General features: G+C 58.8%; 18 protein-coding genes. 9 read left to right on the top strand and 9 right to left on the bottom strand.

Translation table 11 applies throughout. The features are described from left to right. Nucleotides 1-9 precede the first annotated feature (9 nt). The 3 genes from DWA33_RS21325 to DWA33_RS25290 all read left to right on the top strand — a co-directional run bounded on the left by DWA33_RS21325 (nucleotide 10) and on the right by DWA33_RS25290 (nucleotide 2,935). On the top strand, nucleotides 10-897 hold the full coding sequence (locus DWA33_RS21325; RefSeq protein ID WP_114360513.1) for an anti-phage nucleotidyltransferase: 888 nt from the start codon (nucleotides 10-12) through the stop codon (nucleotides 895-897). Nucleotides 898-1,454: 557 nt separating this feature from the next. Further along, nucleotides 1,455-2,765 (top strand): tyrosine-type recombinase/integrase, encoded by a 1,311-nt coding sequence (locus tag DWA33_RS21320; protein ID WP_114360512.1) that lies wholly within the window; start codon nucleotides 1,455-1,457, stop codon nucleotides 2,763-2,765. Further along, nucleotides 2,762-2,935 carry a hypothetical protein gene (locus DWA33_RS25290; RefSeq protein ID WP_167443252.1) on the top strand — a complete coding sequence of 58 codons (174 nt, stop codon included), beginning with the start codon at nucleotides 2,762-2,764 and terminating at the stop codon, nucleotides 2,933-2,935. The genes DWA33_RS21320 and DWA33_RS25290 overlap by 4 nt, the downstream gene beginning before the upstream one ends. 133 nt (nucleotides 2,936-3,068) lie before the next feature. Here the strand turns inward: DWA33_RS25290 and DWA33_RS21310 are convergent, their stop codons facing one another. Beyond that, a complete protein-coding gene (locus DWA33_RS21310; protein WP_147270272.1) occupies nucleotides 3,069-3,554 on the bottom strand; it encodes a hypothetical protein in 486 nt (161 codons plus the stop codon). Between the two features lie 290 nt (nucleotides 3,555-3,844). Between DWA33_RS21310 and DWA33_RS21305 the strand changes: the two genes are divergently transcribed. Then, nucleotides 3,845-4,462, top strand: a complete 618-nt coding sequence (locus DWA33_RS21305) for a hypothetical protein (RefSeq protein ID WP_114360510.1) — start codon at nucleotides 3,845-3,847, stop codon at nucleotides 4,460-4,462. Nucleotides 4,463-4,540: 78 nt separating this feature from the next. On the opposite strand, the gene DWA33_RS21300 is transcribed toward DWA33_RS21305, so the two are convergent. The 5 genes from DWA33_RS21300 to DWA33_RS24980 form a co-directional block, all read right to left on the bottom strand. Continuing rightward, nucleotides 4,541-5,524 (bottom strand): helix-turn-helix transcriptional regulator, encoded by a 984-nt coding sequence (locus DWA33_RS21300; protein ID WP_244601364.1) that lies wholly within the window; start codon nucleotides 5,522-5,524, stop codon nucleotides 4,541-4,543. Then, nucleotides 5,521-6,696 carry a type II toxin-antitoxin system HipA family toxin gene (locus DWA33_RS21295; RefSeq protein WP_114360544.1) on the bottom strand — a complete coding sequence of 392 codons (1,176 nt, stop codon included), beginning with the start codon at nucleotides 6,694-6,696 and terminating at the stop codon, nucleotides 5,521-5,523. The genes DWA33_RS21300 and DWA33_RS21295 overlap by 4 nt, the downstream gene beginning before the upstream one ends. 333 nt (nucleotides 6,697-7,029) lie before the next feature. Then, a complete protein-coding gene (locus DWA33_RS24985) occupies nucleotides 7,030-7,272 on the bottom strand; it encodes a hypothetical protein (RefSeq protein ID WP_147270270.1) in 243 nt (80 codons plus the stop codon). 25 nt (nucleotides 7,273-7,297) lie between these two features. Next, nucleotides 7,298-7,555 (bottom strand): GNAT family N-acetyltransferase, encoded by a 258-nt coding sequence (locus tag DWA33_RS25530; RefSeq protein WP_244601363.1) that lies wholly within the window; start codon nucleotides 7,553-7,555, stop codon nucleotides 7,298-7,300. A gap of 248 nt (nucleotides 7,556-7,803) precedes the next feature. Further along, the gene (locus DWA33_RS24980) at nucleotides 7,804-8,391 is read right to left on the bottom strand and encodes a hypothetical protein (protein ID WP_147270269.1); all 588 of its coding nucleotides are present in this window, start codon (nucleotides 8,389-8,391) and stop codon (nucleotides 7,804-7,806) included. Nucleotides 8,392-8,784: 393 nt separating this feature from the next. Here DWA33_RS24980 and DWA33_RS21280 point away from each other — a divergent pair, with 393 nt between their 5' ends. After that, nucleotides 8,785-9,138: a helix-turn-helix domain-containing protein gene (locus DWA33_RS21280; RefSeq protein ID WP_208639127.1), complete on the top strand. Its 354-nt coding sequence runs from the start codon at nucleotides 8,785-8,787 to the stop codon at nucleotides 9,136-9,138. Here the strand turns inward: DWA33_RS21280 and DWA33_RS21275 are convergent. Next, nucleotides 9,135-10,193 carry a hypothetical protein gene (locus tag DWA33_RS21275; RefSeq protein ID WP_114360507.1) on the bottom strand — a complete coding sequence of 353 codons (1,059 nt, stop codon included), beginning with the start codon at nucleotides 10,191-10,193 and terminating at the stop codon, nucleotides 9,135-9,137. The two genes, DWA33_RS21280 and DWA33_RS21275, sit on opposite strands and share 4 nt — an antisense overlap. Nucleotides 10,194-10,289: 96 nt before the next feature. Here DWA33_RS21275 and DWA33_RS21270 point away from each other — a divergent pair, with 96 nt between their 5' ends. Further along, entirely contained in the window at nucleotides 10,290-10,715 is a 426-nt protein-coding gene (locus tag DWA33_RS21270) for a hypothetical protein (RefSeq protein WP_147270267.1), read from the top strand. 89 nt (nucleotides 10,716-10,804) lie between these two features. Next, on the top strand, nucleotides 10,805-11,068 hold the full coding sequence (locus tag DWA33_RS21265) for a hypothetical protein (RefSeq protein ID WP_114360505.1): 264 nt from the start codon (nucleotides 10,805-10,807) through the stop codon (nucleotides 11,066-11,068). Nucleotides 11,069-11,132: 64 nt separating this feature from the next. Here the strand turns inward: DWA33_RS21265 and DWA33_RS21260 are convergent, their stop codons facing one another. Together DWA33_RS21260 and mobC are read right to left on the bottom strand one after the other, a co-directional pair. Further along, nucleotides 11,133-12,623 carry a relaxase/mobilization nuclease domain-containing protein gene (locus tag DWA33_RS21260; protein ID WP_114360504.1) on the bottom strand — a complete coding sequence of 497 codons (1,491 nt, stop codon included), beginning with the start codon at nucleotides 12,621-12,623 and terminating at the stop codon, nucleotides 11,133-11,135. Beyond that, the gene (mobC, locus tag DWA33_RS21255) at nucleotides 12,613-12,918 is read right to left on the bottom strand and encodes a plasmid mobilization relaxosome protein MobC (RefSeq protein ID WP_167443251.1); all 306 of its coding nucleotides are present in this window, start codon (nucleotides 12,916-12,918) and stop codon (nucleotides 12,613-12,615) included. Before mobC ends, DWA33_RS21260 begins: the two co-directional genes overlap by 11 nt. Before the next feature lie 302 nt (nucleotides 12,919-13,220). Between mobC and DWA33_RS21250 the strand changes: the two genes are divergently transcribed. Together DWA33_RS21250 and DWA33_RS21245 are read left to right on the top strand one after the other, a co-directional pair. After that, nucleotides 13,221-13,805, top strand: coding sequence for a hypothetical protein (locus tag DWA33_RS21250; RefSeq protein WP_114360502.1), 585 nt, complete (start codon nucleotides 13,221-13,223; stop codon nucleotides 13,803-13,805). Between the two features lie 2 nt (nucleotides 13,806-13,807). Next, nucleotides 13,808-14,812: a type IV secretory system conjugative DNA transfer family protein gene (locus DWA33_RS21245; RefSeq protein ID WP_114360501.1), complete on the top strand. Its 1,005-nt coding sequence runs from the start codon at nucleotides 13,808-13,810 to the stop codon at nucleotides 14,810-14,812. Nucleotides 14,813-14,869 lie beyond the last annotated feature (57 nt).

Here is a 14,869-nt window from a genome sequence, read left to right as displayed (position 1 = left end):
GGGTAATGCATGGCGATTTCTGAGCAACAACTTGACACTTGGTCGAAGCAAGGTCCCACCTCACAATTTACCGCGACCTACGAGACGCTTCGCGAAGTATTGAACCATCACGAGTCACCCTATTTCCTCAAGAGTTTTGAGATCTTTCTCCAAGGGTCCTACAAGAATACGACGAATGTTTATGGCGACAGCGATGTTGACGTTGTCATCCGGCTAGACTCCGTCTTCTACACTGACCTCTATTTTCTGAATGCTGAGGAGACGGCCCGCTACAACTCGCAGAGATCGCCAGGGAATTACTCGCTCGACGACTTCAAAGCATCTGTACTCTCCTGGCTCGTGAAGAAGTACGGGAACGATGTGAAGCCAGGAAAAAAGGCGATCTTCATTAAGGGAAACGGAGGACGCCGCGACGCCGACGTTCTCGTATGCGCGAAGCTGCGACGCTACTACACCTTTCCGGCGTACGGTGAACCCGTCTATGTCGACGGCATCTGCTTCTTTCTTCCGGACGGTATCAGGATTGAGAACTTCCCTGAACGCCACGCCGAGAATTGCACCACCAAGCATCAAGATACGAAACAGTGGTTCAAGCACACAGTCCGCATATTCAAGAACCTGCGAAATACGATGATCGAGAAGCGTATCATCGCAGACGGGCTTGCGCCGTCGTACTTTATCGAAGGAATGCTCTACAACGTCCCGAATGATCGCTTTGGTGGAAGCGAGCAACTCAATTTCAAAGACGTTCTGGAATGGCTTCTCGCCGCGAAACGGGAAGACTTTTCCAGCGCTAACGAGCAGTTCAAGCTACTTGGAAACGGACACGTGACGTGGCCAACAGCGAACTGCACGGCGTTCCTGAATGCTGTCTGGACCTACAACAATGCTTCCTAGCCAGTAAACAGTTCAACTGGGCGAGCCGATGGTGGGCAATTCGGTGAGTCCGTCCTTGTGTCTGTTTCGGTCTGCATCCCGTATGATGTGCCTAGCCTCTAAAACGGCATTGAATGCGGGGCGAGCATCCCGGTTGGTTTGCCAAAACTAACGTTGAGATGTCCCCAACTGGTTCGCCTGAAGTACGGGAATGGCCACCTGAGCAGCCATCCGGACAGCATCGATCTCCGCTCCTAAATTGTTGACATCGCCCGCCAGAAAATGGGACATGCGCCTGTAACAAGATCGGCTTTGGAATTCTGGCTTCATCGTTGAAAAATCAATCGGTTATACGGAAAGCGGCGGCGCATCCCACCCCTTCCGCCATTTCTGGCCAAGCGTAAGCCGCCCGAAGTGCCTCCAGCCGGAGGCACAAAAGTTGAAATTACAAAGAATTCCGCACCTTAAGCAGCGCCTGGACGCTAGACTTCAGCCGAACGATCCGGACTGGAGTGGCCTTTTGTCCTCGAAAGCGTCTCACATTTCGTCCAACAAAACGTCCAACGGCGGAGGTTGTCATGCCTGACTTCCTCACCCGCCGTAATGGATTTTGGCACTTCGTGCGAAGGGTCCCGATGGAGTTCGCGGCCCTGGATCGGCGCGGCATCATCCGGCATTCGACGAGGGTGCCGGTGTCGGGCGACCGGACGGGCCGAAGGGCCATCCGGGTCGCAACCCGGCTAAATGCCGAGCTTGAGGCCTATTGGCACCAATTGGCCGGGGACAGGTCTGACGACGCGATGAGGGGCTATGACGAGGCGCGGCGGCGCGCCCGGTCGCTCGGATTTGAATATGCCGACGGCGATCAAATCCTGACGTTTCCGTGGGAGAAACGCATGGAGAGGATCGAAGCCCTTTTGACGCGCGGGCTGGAAACCGACAGGGGTGCCCGAACCGCATTGCTCGGCACGCAACCGCGCCCGTCATTCATGCTCTCCAAGCTATTTGAAGAGTATGAGACCGCCACCAAAATCGAAACGCAGAATTTCTCCCCCAACCAGATGCGGGTCTGGCGTGGCGGACGAATGCGCGTGGTGCGCGAGCTTGTCGATCTCGTCGGCGACAAGCCCGTGACCGAACTGACGCAGGACGACGGCCTCGACTACAGCGAATGGTGGCGCGAGCGGGTCATCACCGGGGAGACCAACGCAAAGTCGGCCAACAAGTCGATCAGCATGCTGAACCGTATGCTGAAGGAAATGAGCATCCGTCGACGGCTCAATCTGCCTGAGATATTCAAGGGGCTTCGGCTTCGGGGCGAGGTCGATAACCAGCGTCAACCTTTCGAGACGGATTTTATCCAGAATAAGTTGCTGGCCGAGGGTGCGCTTAAGGGGCTGAATGAAGAAGCCCGACACGTTATCTATCTGCTTGCCGATACGGGCTTGCGCCCGTCGGAAGCCGTAAACCTTCAGGCTCACGCTATCCACCTCGACGCGCCAATCCCCTATGTCGAGGTGTTACCGGATGGCCGGGTGATGAAAACCGAGGATTCTCGCCGCCAGATTCCGTTGGTCGGCACGGCATTGGCTGTCATGAAGCTGAGGCCGAGTGGATTTCCGAACTACCGGGACAAGTCGTCGTCCCTTTCAGCCCTCGTGAACAAATACCTTCTTGCCCATGGGCTGCGGCCTTCGAAGCTGCATTCGCTCTATTCGCTTCGGCACAGCTTCAAGGATCGCCTGATCGCGGCGGAAGCTCCTGACAGTCTGATCGACAGCTTGATGGGTCACCGGACCGGCAAACCCAAATACGGCAAGGGGCCGCCGTTGGAGCTCAAACTCAAATTCATGGAGTCCATCGCATTCAAGCCGCCGTCGCGGCTGTGAGCCATGAGCAACCGGCGGGCGCGATGTTTTGCGCCCTCCATGCGCTTGAATTCTTCGAGCTCCTTCTCGAATTTCTCGAACAGCGGCAGATGCACATCGCCATCCAGTTCGATGAAGTACGCCAGCAGTACGAGCGCACGTTCCGTGCGCTCGATGCGATTCAGCGATGATGATTCATCCGGCTTCATGGCAATGCTGCCGTTCAGTAAACTCCGCGCGTTAGTATTGGCAAACCTCCGCGCTTCACCAGCGCGAATGACCTCTCCGTCCGCAGTCTTACCGAAGTTTCCCCGGCAGGCGCCCTCAGACGGTTGCCGTCGGGCCGTTGCGAACGGACTTGCGTCGACCTGCCGCTCGCGGGGCCTTCCGCTCCGCGCTCTGATCCGGCGCAGGATCGGCTACCGGTTTGAGCGTAATGTCGAGCACAATCTCGGGCTCGGCCAGCAACAGTTTGCTCTGGTCATTGCCATCCTGGTCGCGCCAGAGAAGGCGGGAGCGGTAAGGCTTTGTCGGCGTGAATCCTTCCGCAGGCTCAAAAGTCTCGACCCGGAAATGCACGCGCGGATTGATCGCGATGCCCTCGCCCGGGATGACGCTGAAGCCCTTGTCAGCCGCAAACGCCTCGACGGTCTCTTCCGTGAGGATGCTATCGCGATTGATCAGAACAACGCGCGCCTTGAAATCTCGCGACGTCTGAAGCCGTGATGCCGATCCCGGCTGATACTCTTCCACAAGTGCGACGTGATCGACTGGAACAAGCCGCTTACCGATGATGAACATATTCGACATGGCACACCTCCTTGTTGCGATGATCAAGGAGACGGTGATGGCGCGCGATTGGCGAGAGGCTCGCTTTCTTTAAAGAGGATTTTCCGCGCGAACGCCTGGAAACGTGCGTGAAGCCTCGTCAACTCCCCGTATTGGATGGGAAGGGCGAGGAAAGCCTTGCACTAGCTTGTAAGACGCGGGCAGTCTGACGACAGAAGAACGGTTTAGATTCAGATGGTTAGGCTACGTTTTGCATGATTTTTCAATGAAATTCCTTGCAATTGAGGCCATTCCGGTGTATATTTTGGTCTATGAGTAAGCTTCAAGAACTCAAAAGGCATCTCAAGCCCGGGGAGGTTTATCGGCGCGAGGATTTAGCTCGCTGGTCGAACGCCGTCGATCGCCACCTCCGCCAGCTCGTCGATGAAGGCGTTCTTACGAAACTGGCGGGAGGGCTCTATGCCTATCCCAAGGAGACGCCTTTCGGTAAGGCCCCAGCGAACGATGATAAATTGGTGGAGACCTTCCTAAAGGATCACCGTTTTCTTCTGGCCTCACCAAATGTCTACAACAGCCTGGGCGTCGGCACGACCCAGCTTTACGACACGACGATCGTCTACAATCACAAACGTCACGGCGACTTCTCACTTGGGGGTCGACGATTTGCTTTTCGCGTCAAGCCTTCCTTCCCCAAGACGCTCTCGAAGGAATTCCTGCTCGTCGATCTCGTGAACAATATCGACCAACTCGCCGAGAGCAAAGACGACGTCCTGGAGCGAGTGAGAAAGCAAGTCGCATCATTTGATGCATCCCGCCTCCAGCGCGCGGCGCGTGACTACGGCAATGTACGCACCAAGAAATTCTTCGCTCAGGCCCTAATGGCACCTCATGCCGACCGACTTCTTGCATCGCCATCCACAGTTCGCTGATCTGATCCGGATCGTCGTTGCCGACACTGCCTCACAAGATTTTCGTGGCTAAGGTTGCGGGATAGGATTCGTCCGCCCCTAAAATCGTCCACCGCGGAGCCGTGCCAATTCAGCAGCAACACGATCAACCGACAAGCCCGTCACGCCGAAGCGCTCATAGAGCGAGGCGACAAGTGGATGCACGTACAAGGCAAGGTGGTCGTCGATCTCGGCAACGGGAACCGTTGCCTCTAGCACTGCCTCGTCGCTACGAGCCGCACCACCTTCCATGAACAGGTCTGACATTGGATTGGCCCACGAGCGAAGCACGCGACCGGAAAGCCCAGTGTAGAGAACGCGGAGCTTCACCTTCACCTTGCGCCTGTCCTCGGCCAGTTGGTTTGCCAGGGCCTGGGCATGAAGCAACGCCTCGCCAATGCGCCACACCGGTAATGTGGTGTCAAAAACCGTGCGGGACGGAAATGTCTCCTGCCCGTCTTCTTGATAGCCTCGAATAATGAACGCTCGTCCGTTGGGCGAAGCACGCCAAAAATCGCAGTGCGCGGGATCGGCAAAGGACCGTTGGCCACCGGCTTCTTCGGGCTTAAGCCAGCATTCAATGACCCCGTCCTGCTCGTGAGGCTCATATTCCGGGCGCGTCATGAAAAGAAACAGCGGCCACCCCGTATGGCGAATGACAGCTTTCTGCAACAGATCACGAAACTTATGGAGCTCGACGCTCTTCAGATCTCCCTCAAGAGCGTAATCGATCCGGTACCAACCATTGGAGAAGCGGCCCGGCGAGTCCGCCGGGAGCTTTGACGTCAGTTCGCGCCAGCGCTTGAAAGCATCCTGAACGAAGCTCTCCTGCGCCCCACCTTTGTCAGGCTCCTTCACAAGACCAACGACACGAAGAATGTCGAAGGCCTTTTCAAGCGTCAGGGATCGTTCGCCCCGATCGAAGCTCACAATGGTGGGAATGCTGACGCCCGCCAGCGCGGCATGTTCGCGCTGGGTCATTTTCTCCGCCTTGCGGCGGCGGATCGCCTCGGCAACCAGTTCTTTCCAGTCGAGGGAGATCACTCCCCGAGAATTCGAAGGCATGATCCCCTCACGATTTCAGAGTAACGATGAACAAACCCGTCCGGGGCTTCGCCATCGGGCGGTTCAATGATGGAAGCCGCACGCTTTGCTGCCTTCCTCAGATCGTTGAACACGAGCTTGATGGCATTGTCGGTCAAACCGACGCTCTTGCCGAAATCCGTGAGAAGTTTTGGCGCAATGGCGTCAAGGTTAGGCTTTTTGCCATCAATTGTAAGCGCTATGGTCTGGTCGAAGCCATCGTAGACCGCGGTGTTGACGACGTCGTAGGCAGGAGAAAGCCGCAAGCCGTCAGCCGTCTCCAGCAACGAAAAGTTTTTGAGGTGAGCGTCGCAGTTACCAACCAGCACATATACGATGAGGCGGCGAAAGAAGCGGGAGACATCGATCTCCGGACGGGCCGAATGCTTCTTGATGACGCCGGCAACGTCTTCGTAGGAAGCATCGTACTTTCCTGCAAAATCTCGCCCGCTCGGTTTGTTCAATATCTGAGCGAAGTCTTCTAATCTCAGCTTGCCTCCGTCCGCAGTGCGATCGAACCTTTTGACGATAAGGGCCTGCTCGTTCAGTACCGCGACATTGGCCAGTTCAAACTCGTTCACTTCCTTCTTGCCAAGAAGTTCAGCAGCCCAACGCAGGCTCAAGTTCTCGTTGCGGACCAGCGTGCGCAGATTCTCTCTTTCGGAGTTGAATTTGGCGATGTAAGGCGCAAGGCCCTCACGTCCGGCAGGCGTGAAGGTTTGGCCGTCCTTGACGACAAGTAGCTTGCGCTGGATGCCCGAAATAGTCCGGCCGGGATTTGCAGTGACCTCTGCAACCTCAACGTCGTCGCCTTTGTCTCCAGCAAACCGGCGGACGCCGACGGCACCAATGCAGTCCGCGCCATAACGGAGCAACAGGCCAAAATCGTCCTCTTCCTGAATTCGCGCTGTTCGCGCCTGCTTCTCGCGAAGCCAGCCCTCGGGACCCAGATGCTGAAAGAAGGGATGAACGCCCTGGGCCCATTCGTGCTCTCGTTGGAGCGCAGGCAGCACGCAGGCAATCGAGGTGTTCCAATCCTTTGCATAGGTAAAGCGGGTCCCCCCGCTGGCCGTCTCTTCCAACGTGCCAGCAGCGGTGTCTTTGAAAAGAACCTCGGCTTTCCGAAGCGTCATGCTAAACTCCACTTTCTCTGGCATTGATCCGGTCCAAGAAAATGCCATCTAAGGCAGCTATGAATTCCTTATCTGACGCTCAAGTCAGGTAACTAAGCTATACCTTATCACAGAACGATTGAGCATTCACTAAGAAGCTTTAGCTTCATTTTTTCCCGTAAATTCAGTAAGTTGGGGCCTCGTACAGCTAGACTTTAGCACCCTGCGCGCACGCGACGAACTTTTCGGCCGTATTGGCCGCTCCGAAATCAGACTAGGGCATTGATATTACTATGTTTATATGACTAGCCCGCGATTTTTGGCCGATGATTTGGCCGGTCCTGCGGACCTCAATCAGGGGGCGAGCTTTTCAGTATCGCTCAGCGGCTCGTCCGGGCTCTTAGGTCGGATCGGCCCCTCGCCCGAAAAGAAACGCGCGATTTTGTCCATCGCCAGCTTGTGGTCTTCCGATTTGAAGGGATGGCCATTGCGCCGCTGTGCTCGGGAATCCGTCAGGATGTTCGCATTTCGCATGCCCTGACTGCGGGAAGGACTTTCAACAACTGAGCCAGAAAGATACCTCAGATCGACGAGCAACTAACGGCGCACATCTGGGGCTCGATCACTCCCCACGCATCGCTCGAATATCCTTCAGCAAACGGCAAAGCGTGAGCGGTGTCCCTGCAAAGGGAACGAAGCCAAGGTGCTCATAGAACCGTTGAGCGGCCTCATCCTTGGCATGGACGACCATGGCGCGCACTCCGGCTATGTCGGCTGCTTGCAGCGTCCGACGCATGGCATCCACCACAAGTGCCGCCCCCAGCCTTTTGCCCTGCCATGCCTGATCGACGGCCAAACGGGCGAGGATAATGACAGGCACAGGATGACGGGGCAGCCCCTTTGCGAGGCGCTCCGGTGCTTCGTCATGCGCAACCTGGCCGACGACTAACGTGTGATAGCCTGCAGTGTCAGAACCGGTCGTTGCACGCAGGTCTGCGAGATGCCGGCGCGCCGCCCGGGCAAAGCGTGTAGCTTGATGAATCGATTCAGCGCTTCATTCCCGCAATCGAAAGACGTGGGATCGTGGGCGAGCGCGAGTTTGGCAAGCCGAACGTTGCGGCAGCCTCTTCACCGCATCTTTCGGGCAAGGCGGGCAACTCGCTCAACTTCGTTACGCATCGGGCCAAAAGAGTATTTTCTTCCGAGCAACACGAAAGTTTCGGTTTTTGGATCGACAAGGCGAAAGATGTGCCCCAGCACATCGTCGGCAAGGTCAGCATCTTGAACCATTGGACCAGGGAAGATGTAGCCGGCAATGTCGCCGAGCAGATATTCGTCCAGCCGCTCGTCAAAATGCTCCAATGAATTACGCAGTTCACGGTCCGCAAGTGGGGAATCGTCGCGGATTGAAAAGAGCTGGCGCAATCGAGCTCCCCTCGCCCGAGCAAGCGTCTCATTCTTGACCGGAAAGAAGAAGCGGGACAAAGCAGCTGCGTGTCCTAGTGCTTCATGAACACTGGACACGACGACAGACGAAGATTGGGGTTCCTTCGCACAATCAAAGAAGCGGGCAAAGGCAGCTTCGGCTCGTTCGGCAGAGTAATAGATCGCCTCTCCATAGAATGCGACATAGATGGGCTGAATTCCGTCGCATTGCATGACGGTAAGATTGGCCCGCCTGTCGCGTTCATTTTTATCCAGCATCTTGGTTGCCATAAGAAGCGTCCATCCTACGTTGCTGTGCCTGATTTTGATAGTTCAGCGGCGCTCCTTATCGAGGAGACCTATAAGTCGGGGGACAATAGCGTTGAAGAATATCGAAGGGAGAAATCGAGGAAGGTCGGGATTTTTGAATGGCAGCCCCGATCTCGAAATGACTTTCATACAGAACGTATACTGGGAGGCCGTTCTAAGTACATCAACTCAGATGACTCTCATTTCGTTTCCGAGATAAGCAAGCCGTGCTCCAGCGTCGGATTCAAAACGCCGATCTCTTCCCCATCGATCTCGAAATCTTCCCTTATTGTTTTTGAGAGTATTTATGCGCTGACACGCGCCTTGAGTCCGGCATAGCCTTTCGGACGGTCTGGGTACCGATGAAGGAGCGCGATGCCTGAACTTGAAACGGGAAGAACAGCACCAACCGAGCATGCGGATGGGGTCGCATCCCGTGCGCCGACGCAAACGGCTCTGGCGGCAACGCCGGAAAAAGGTCCGGCTTCGTCGCTCTCCGGTGACATCCTGTACGGTGCTGATGGCATCGCCGAATTCCTGTTCGGTGACCGCAAGCACCGCCGCAAGGTCTACAATCTGGTAGAGACCGGACAGCTTCCGGTCTTCCGGCTTGGCGCGAACATCTGCGCCCGCAAGAGCGTTCTGGTGGACTGGATCAGTCGTCAGGAAAGCGCAGCCACTTTGGCCGCCGCCGGTCAGGCCGAAGCCCACCAGATCACAGCTCGCTAACGCATCCCAGAAATCCAGCCGGTCGACTCCCGCCCTTCCGGGGTCGGGCCAAAGATCGTGCAGCTTCGCTTGCCGTCGGATTCCGGCGGGCCCACCGTGAAGGCAACGCAGCGCTCGATCGGACGGCACTTGCTGGCGCACGCCTCGACGCTGGTGACGGGATAGGTCAGCCTGTTCGACCCCAGCGTGGTGCCGCCGGTCAGGATTGCATCACAGGTGATCTTGAACCCTGCCGGTTTAGCGTTGTCGGGCAGGCACGCGTCCGGTTTCGGCTCCGGCGGCGGCGGTGGCGACGGCTGGGTTGTCTTGATGGGCGGCGGCGATGGCGGTGCCGACGCTGGCGGCGACTTCGGTGGAGCCTTCGTCGTGGTGGCCACCATGGTCGCCGACGGGTTCGACACCCAGGCATACATCCCGAGCGCCACGGTGATGCTGGTCAGCCCCATAGCCGCCGCCAGTCTCGACCGGCTCCAGAAGCTGCGCCGTCCGGATGGCTGCTCCCGGCGAATGACCGCTTGCGGGGCTACGCGTGTCCAATCTTTTCCGAACTTTTCCCCGTGGGGCTCGATGATGATCAGGTCGTTCGAACCGACCGGCTGACTTTCTTCATCGTCAACAGCCGGGATGAGCGACCTTCCGGAAGATGAACCGGCGGGCAGGCGGGGCTGACCTTCATCCGGCTGCGGCTGCTCCGATGCCGGGTCTTCGGTCGCTTGCCCGGCGGACGCGGCCTTGCGGCGTTTCAGATCGCGGGTCCGGCGCAGCGCTTCGGCCAGCTCAAGGCGGGCATCATCCCAGGCGTTGTTCTCCCCGAACAGTTCACGTTCGAGGTCGTTGGTGTATTGCGGGAAGTGCCTGTCGGCCATCCAGTTGCCGAGCGTTTTCTCGGTGATGCCCAGCAGGCCGCAAATGGCGGCGGCCTCCCACTTCCGACCGGCCTTGGCGGACGGGTCGCCCTGTGGCCGGGTGCCGTAAACAAACAGGTGCCAATAAACGAGATCGCCGAAACTGAAATCCTCGCGATCCTGCGGCAGTATCTTTGAATATCGCGCCACTTTTCCGAACTTTTCCGCCTGTTACGGGCCTTTCGGGGACTTTTCCGGACACCTCGACCGATAATCGGATCGTCTCCAACCCCCGAGAGGTGTCCCATGTCCTCATACCAAAGCACCCGCCAGAATGAGCGGTATTCCCGGCCTGTCTCCGTTACTTCGCAGCCCGATAATGCCGGGGGTCGTCTGCGCCGTCCGGCCTCCGCCGACGAATGCTTCGATGCCATGGCCCGCCATCACGAGCGCGTCCGGATGGATGGCGCGCTGAAGTCTGCCCCGGCGCCCGCTCCGATCCACGAGACTGCCAAAGGCGCGGTGGTCAAGCCGGACAACGGCGACATTCTTTATGGTGCCAAGGCCATCGCCCTGTTCATCTTCGGCAACGACGACAACCGCTCCCGCCGCCGGGTTTTCAACCTCTGGGCCCATTACCGCGACCGGAAGGAAGCGGCGGGCTTCCTGAAGCTGAACGGGGCCGTCTGCCTCTCAAAAAGTCAGTGGCGCGCCTTTCATGGGCTGGGCTGATGTTCGCCCGGTCGCCGGACAGAACCCGCTGGTCCCGGCCTCAATGGTCCGTCGGGCGCTGTGACAAACGGGGCCGCCTTCGCCAGAGTTTGGGCACGCCGTTTCAGGCGTGCCGCCGCCAGCGCCTCCCTCTTTCGCGCGCAGACGGCCAGCCGCAACGATTTGAGGGCGGCACCCCGCTCGGAACGCAGCGCCGCGAGCGCGGCCTGCCGCTCCTCCGGTCGGGTGCTGAACGCGACGGCAGCAAGGCGGGCTCCATAGTACTGAAGCAGCTGCGCCACCTCGGCCGTGAGCAGATTTTCGAAGGCGGCAGCGATGCGTGCGCATTCGACAGCAGCCGCATCGTGGCATGAGCCGCGCCTGAACCGGAGCCACCGCCTCCCGGGTCTGGAGGCGCTCCCTGCCCCAAACCCGCGCTCAGTCCCGTTCGCGCTTCCGCTCGCGGCGCTCCTGCCACCAGGCCAGCAGCTTCTCGGCCTCGGTTTGCGCTTCCTGACCTCTGATCTGTTCTTCGTTCTGGCGCGCGCGCTGATTGAAAGCTTCCTTGCTTCGTTCGCGCGGCGCTTCATCCGCTCGTTTCACGGCTGGTCCTCCACCAAAGAAACCATCGAACAGTCGCTCGCCGATGGCGGCGATGCCGCCAAGAGCGCCGAGCCCAAGGCCGCCGGTCAGGCTCGCGCCATCATGGACGCGATTGGATTCACCATCATGGTGGTGCCGATGATGATGATCATGATCATCATCATGCTGAGGCTCAACGGCGGGCCTCTGCTCACCCGGCGGCGACGTCACCTCACGTCCGGCAAGACGGAAATATCCCTCCATATCGTCGGGTCCGATCCTGCCCTCCTTGTCTTCGGCGGCGTACGCAAGGTCGAGCAGATGGGGCGACGCTTCGCCTTCCTTCTGCCGCGCGCGAAGCTCGGCGCGTTCTTCCTTCTGGTGAAGCAGAAGATCCTTGTATTCTTTGTCGCGCCGCTCCCGAAGCTCCTTGCAGGCTTCCTCGCGCCTCTTCTCCAGCTCTTCGGTCTGGCGGGTAACGATGTCCGTCTTCATCTCGGCAAGGCTCTCGGCATCAAGACCCCGCCGTTCGGAATCGAAATAGGTCATCCATTCGCCGCGGTATTCGGCACGGACATGGCGATAGACCCTGTTCCGGGCGCGACGGAATTCCGGCTTGCCTTCTGCAAAGAACGCTTCGCGCTCCTTGCGCTGGTGCGTTTTCAGCAACACCCATTCGTGACTGTTGCGCTCGTAAAAGTCGCCGCGATCAAAATAATCCGGCGTCTCCCAAATCCGCTCGACCTCCGCCTTATCGTTCTCCTGCTCCGCCTCCTTCATCTGCTGCCAGACATCGCGGGTGGGCGACGGCTCGCGCTCCTCATAGGGGCGAAGGCGCTGCTCACAATGAATGCGAAACTGGCTGCGCTCGTAATTCAGGGCCCAGAACGAGGCTCGGACCTGCTCGAAGCCGGCATTGATGCTGCGCCCGTCTTCCGGCGACACCGTATTGAGCATGACGTGAACGTGCGGGTAATGCTTGTCGGTGTGGGCCACCAGCAAGGCCTGCCGATCTTCCCAGCCCATATCCTTCAGGAAGTCCTGAACCGCCCCGATCATCTCTTCGCGGCTCGGCTTTTCCGACGGATGCCAGTTCAGCGAGAAATGCTTCACCGGGTTTTCCAGCTTTCGGCCGCCCGCCGACACGCCCGCTTCCCTTTTCAGGTCATTGGCGGCGCGAACCGTCCACAGCATCTCGTCGACGGCATGGGGGATTTCGTCATTGGCGAGATTGAGCGTGTGGGTCCATCGCACCCTTTCCGAACTTTTCGCCTTGCCGGAATCATGGGTGAGGTATGCCGCAAGCCCGGCGAAGGATTTTCCGGGCCGGTTGAACTTAACGATCATCGCCGCCGCTCCGGATAATCAGCGTGCGGATGTCCTGAAGAAGAGGCTCCAGCGTGGGCGGGCAAGGCTCATCGAAGCTGTTCATGCGCCGCACGATCTGGTTCAGGTTGTTGCCAAGCCGGGATAGTTGCACGCGAAACGCCGGATCGCCCTGATGGCCGACCGTTACAATCGCCGCGCTCGCCTGCCATTCGGTCAGAAGACGCGCACGGCTGTAATCCACGGGCCTCATGCCTTTGGCCGCCGCACACTGACAGACGAATTCAAACTCCCGCTGGGTCAGCTTGATATTCATCTGGCGGTCCCGGATTTCGATCTGTCGTGGTCTTGCCATTGCCGGACTTCACCGTTGAGCGCATGCGTCCTGGGTCCAGGGGCCACCACCGGCCCCTGGCGAGCTTCGTTTCCGGTAACGGAAACGACAACTCGCTATCCTCTTCGGCCGAGCTATACGCCTCGCGGTGCTGAATGCCGACCTGCAAAACTTTGCAAAATGAAGCGCGTGTACGTGGGGTGCCAAGGCTTGCCCGGCATTACCAAACATTCCCGGAGTGATGAGCGCGGCCTTGTGGTTTCCTTCTTTGAAAGGAGAGAGCCATGCGTCATCTGGGATTGAAGCTGATCTTGTTCGTGGCGGTCTGGTATGAGCTGAGCGTCGAGTTTCGCATCAGCCCGGACGCCGCGTTCCTTGCAACCATTGGCCTGCTCGTGGGCGGCTGGCTTGCGATGCGTCTTGCGGGGCAGGCTGCGTATCTGATGGGTCCGCTCACCTCCGGCCTGCTGATTCAGGTGCTGCTATGGTTCGTGCTGTTGTGGTGGTTTGCACCGGCGGTGTTCCATGCGATCCCGGTGGTGTTTGACCTGCTGATCGTGGTGGGGCTTGCCTTGGCCGGGGCACGCTGCCGGGTGTTGTTTGAGGAAGAGAAGAAGCGCGGGCGGAAATTCGTGCCAGCTGAACACTCGGTTGCCGTGCTGCTGGCGGTGTTCGGCGCAATGGCGGCCTGTATGATCTCGCTGCGGCAATGGGGTTCGCTGTGGCCGTTGGTGGCTTATGTGCTGATCCCGGGGCTTCCCTTCGCCTTCGGCTGGCGCGTGGCACCCCTTGCCGCTCCCGACCGGTTTGACGCCAAGGTCGGTGACGCGGGATCGTTCCGCGACGCCGGTCTCAGTGAGGAGCGATAGCCATGAGCGGCGCATTTGCCATTCCCTATGGCTACAATGCCGAGCGCGGCACCTTCTCCTGCTACACCGACAACCGGCATCTCTGCACCTTTGGCCCGACGCGGAGCGGCAAGGGTGCCACGGTGATTGTTCAGGCGTTGCTTCAGGTGCCGCACAGCGTGGTGGTGATTGACCCGAAGGGTCAGAACGCGGCGGTGACGGCACGTCACCGCAAGGCCATGGGACAGGACGTTTATGTGCTGAATCCTTTTGGCCTTCATGGCGGTCCGCCATGGAATTTGCCGCGGCACCGCTACAATCCCCTCTCCCAGCTCGACATTCACAGCCCGAACGTGGTGGCGGATGCCGCGGCGCTCTCGCAAGCGCTGATCCTGACGCAAGGGCGCGATCCGTATTTTGATGACACGGCCCGCGATCTGGTCACCAGCCTGATCCTCTATCTGGTCTCGACCTTGGGCAAACGCGCAACGCTCGGGCACATGCGGAAGATGGTGACGGACATTGCCGCGCGAGGCCCCGCCGCCGCGATGCTGCTGACCTCGATGGAGGCAAGCCCCTACCCGTTCATCAGCCAGCCGATCGGGCGGTTCAAGGACATCGAAGCGCGGGATATTTCGAGTGCCATCAATACGGCGATTACGCAGACGGCGTTCCTTGACGATCCGGCCTTTACCGATGCCTCACGAGGCGGCGCGCTGACCGGCAACGATTTCGACCTGGCCCAGATCAGACGAAAGCCGACAACCGTCTATCTGATCCTGCCGGGACGCTATATGGACGCCTACGCGCGGTTTCTGCGGTTGATCATCACCTCGGCGATTGAGCAACTGACTACAGATCCCGGTGGTTATCCCGTCCTGATGATCCTCGATGAATTCGCACGGCTCGAACAGCTCCCGGCGGTCTCGAACGCCTTCAGCTTTGCGGCGGGCTATAACCTGCAACTCTGGCCGTTCCTGCAGGACCTGCTGAACCGCCCCGGGTTTGCCGGAGGCCGTTTGGTTTAAGTTATGCCGCCATGTCGGGCTGTTCCATCATGGCGTAGTAGCGTTGCTCTGCTTCGG

The sequence above is a fragment of the Rhodopseudomonas pentothenatexigens genome (assembly GCF_900218015.1).
Lineage (GTDB): Bacteria > Pseudomonadota > Alphaproteobacteria > Rhizobiales > Xanthobacteraceae > Rhodopseudomonas > Rhodopseudomonas pentothenatexigens.
The sequence above is the reverse complement of the archived record's forward strand: the minus strand, read 5'-3'. Positions and strand labels throughout refer to the sequence as shown.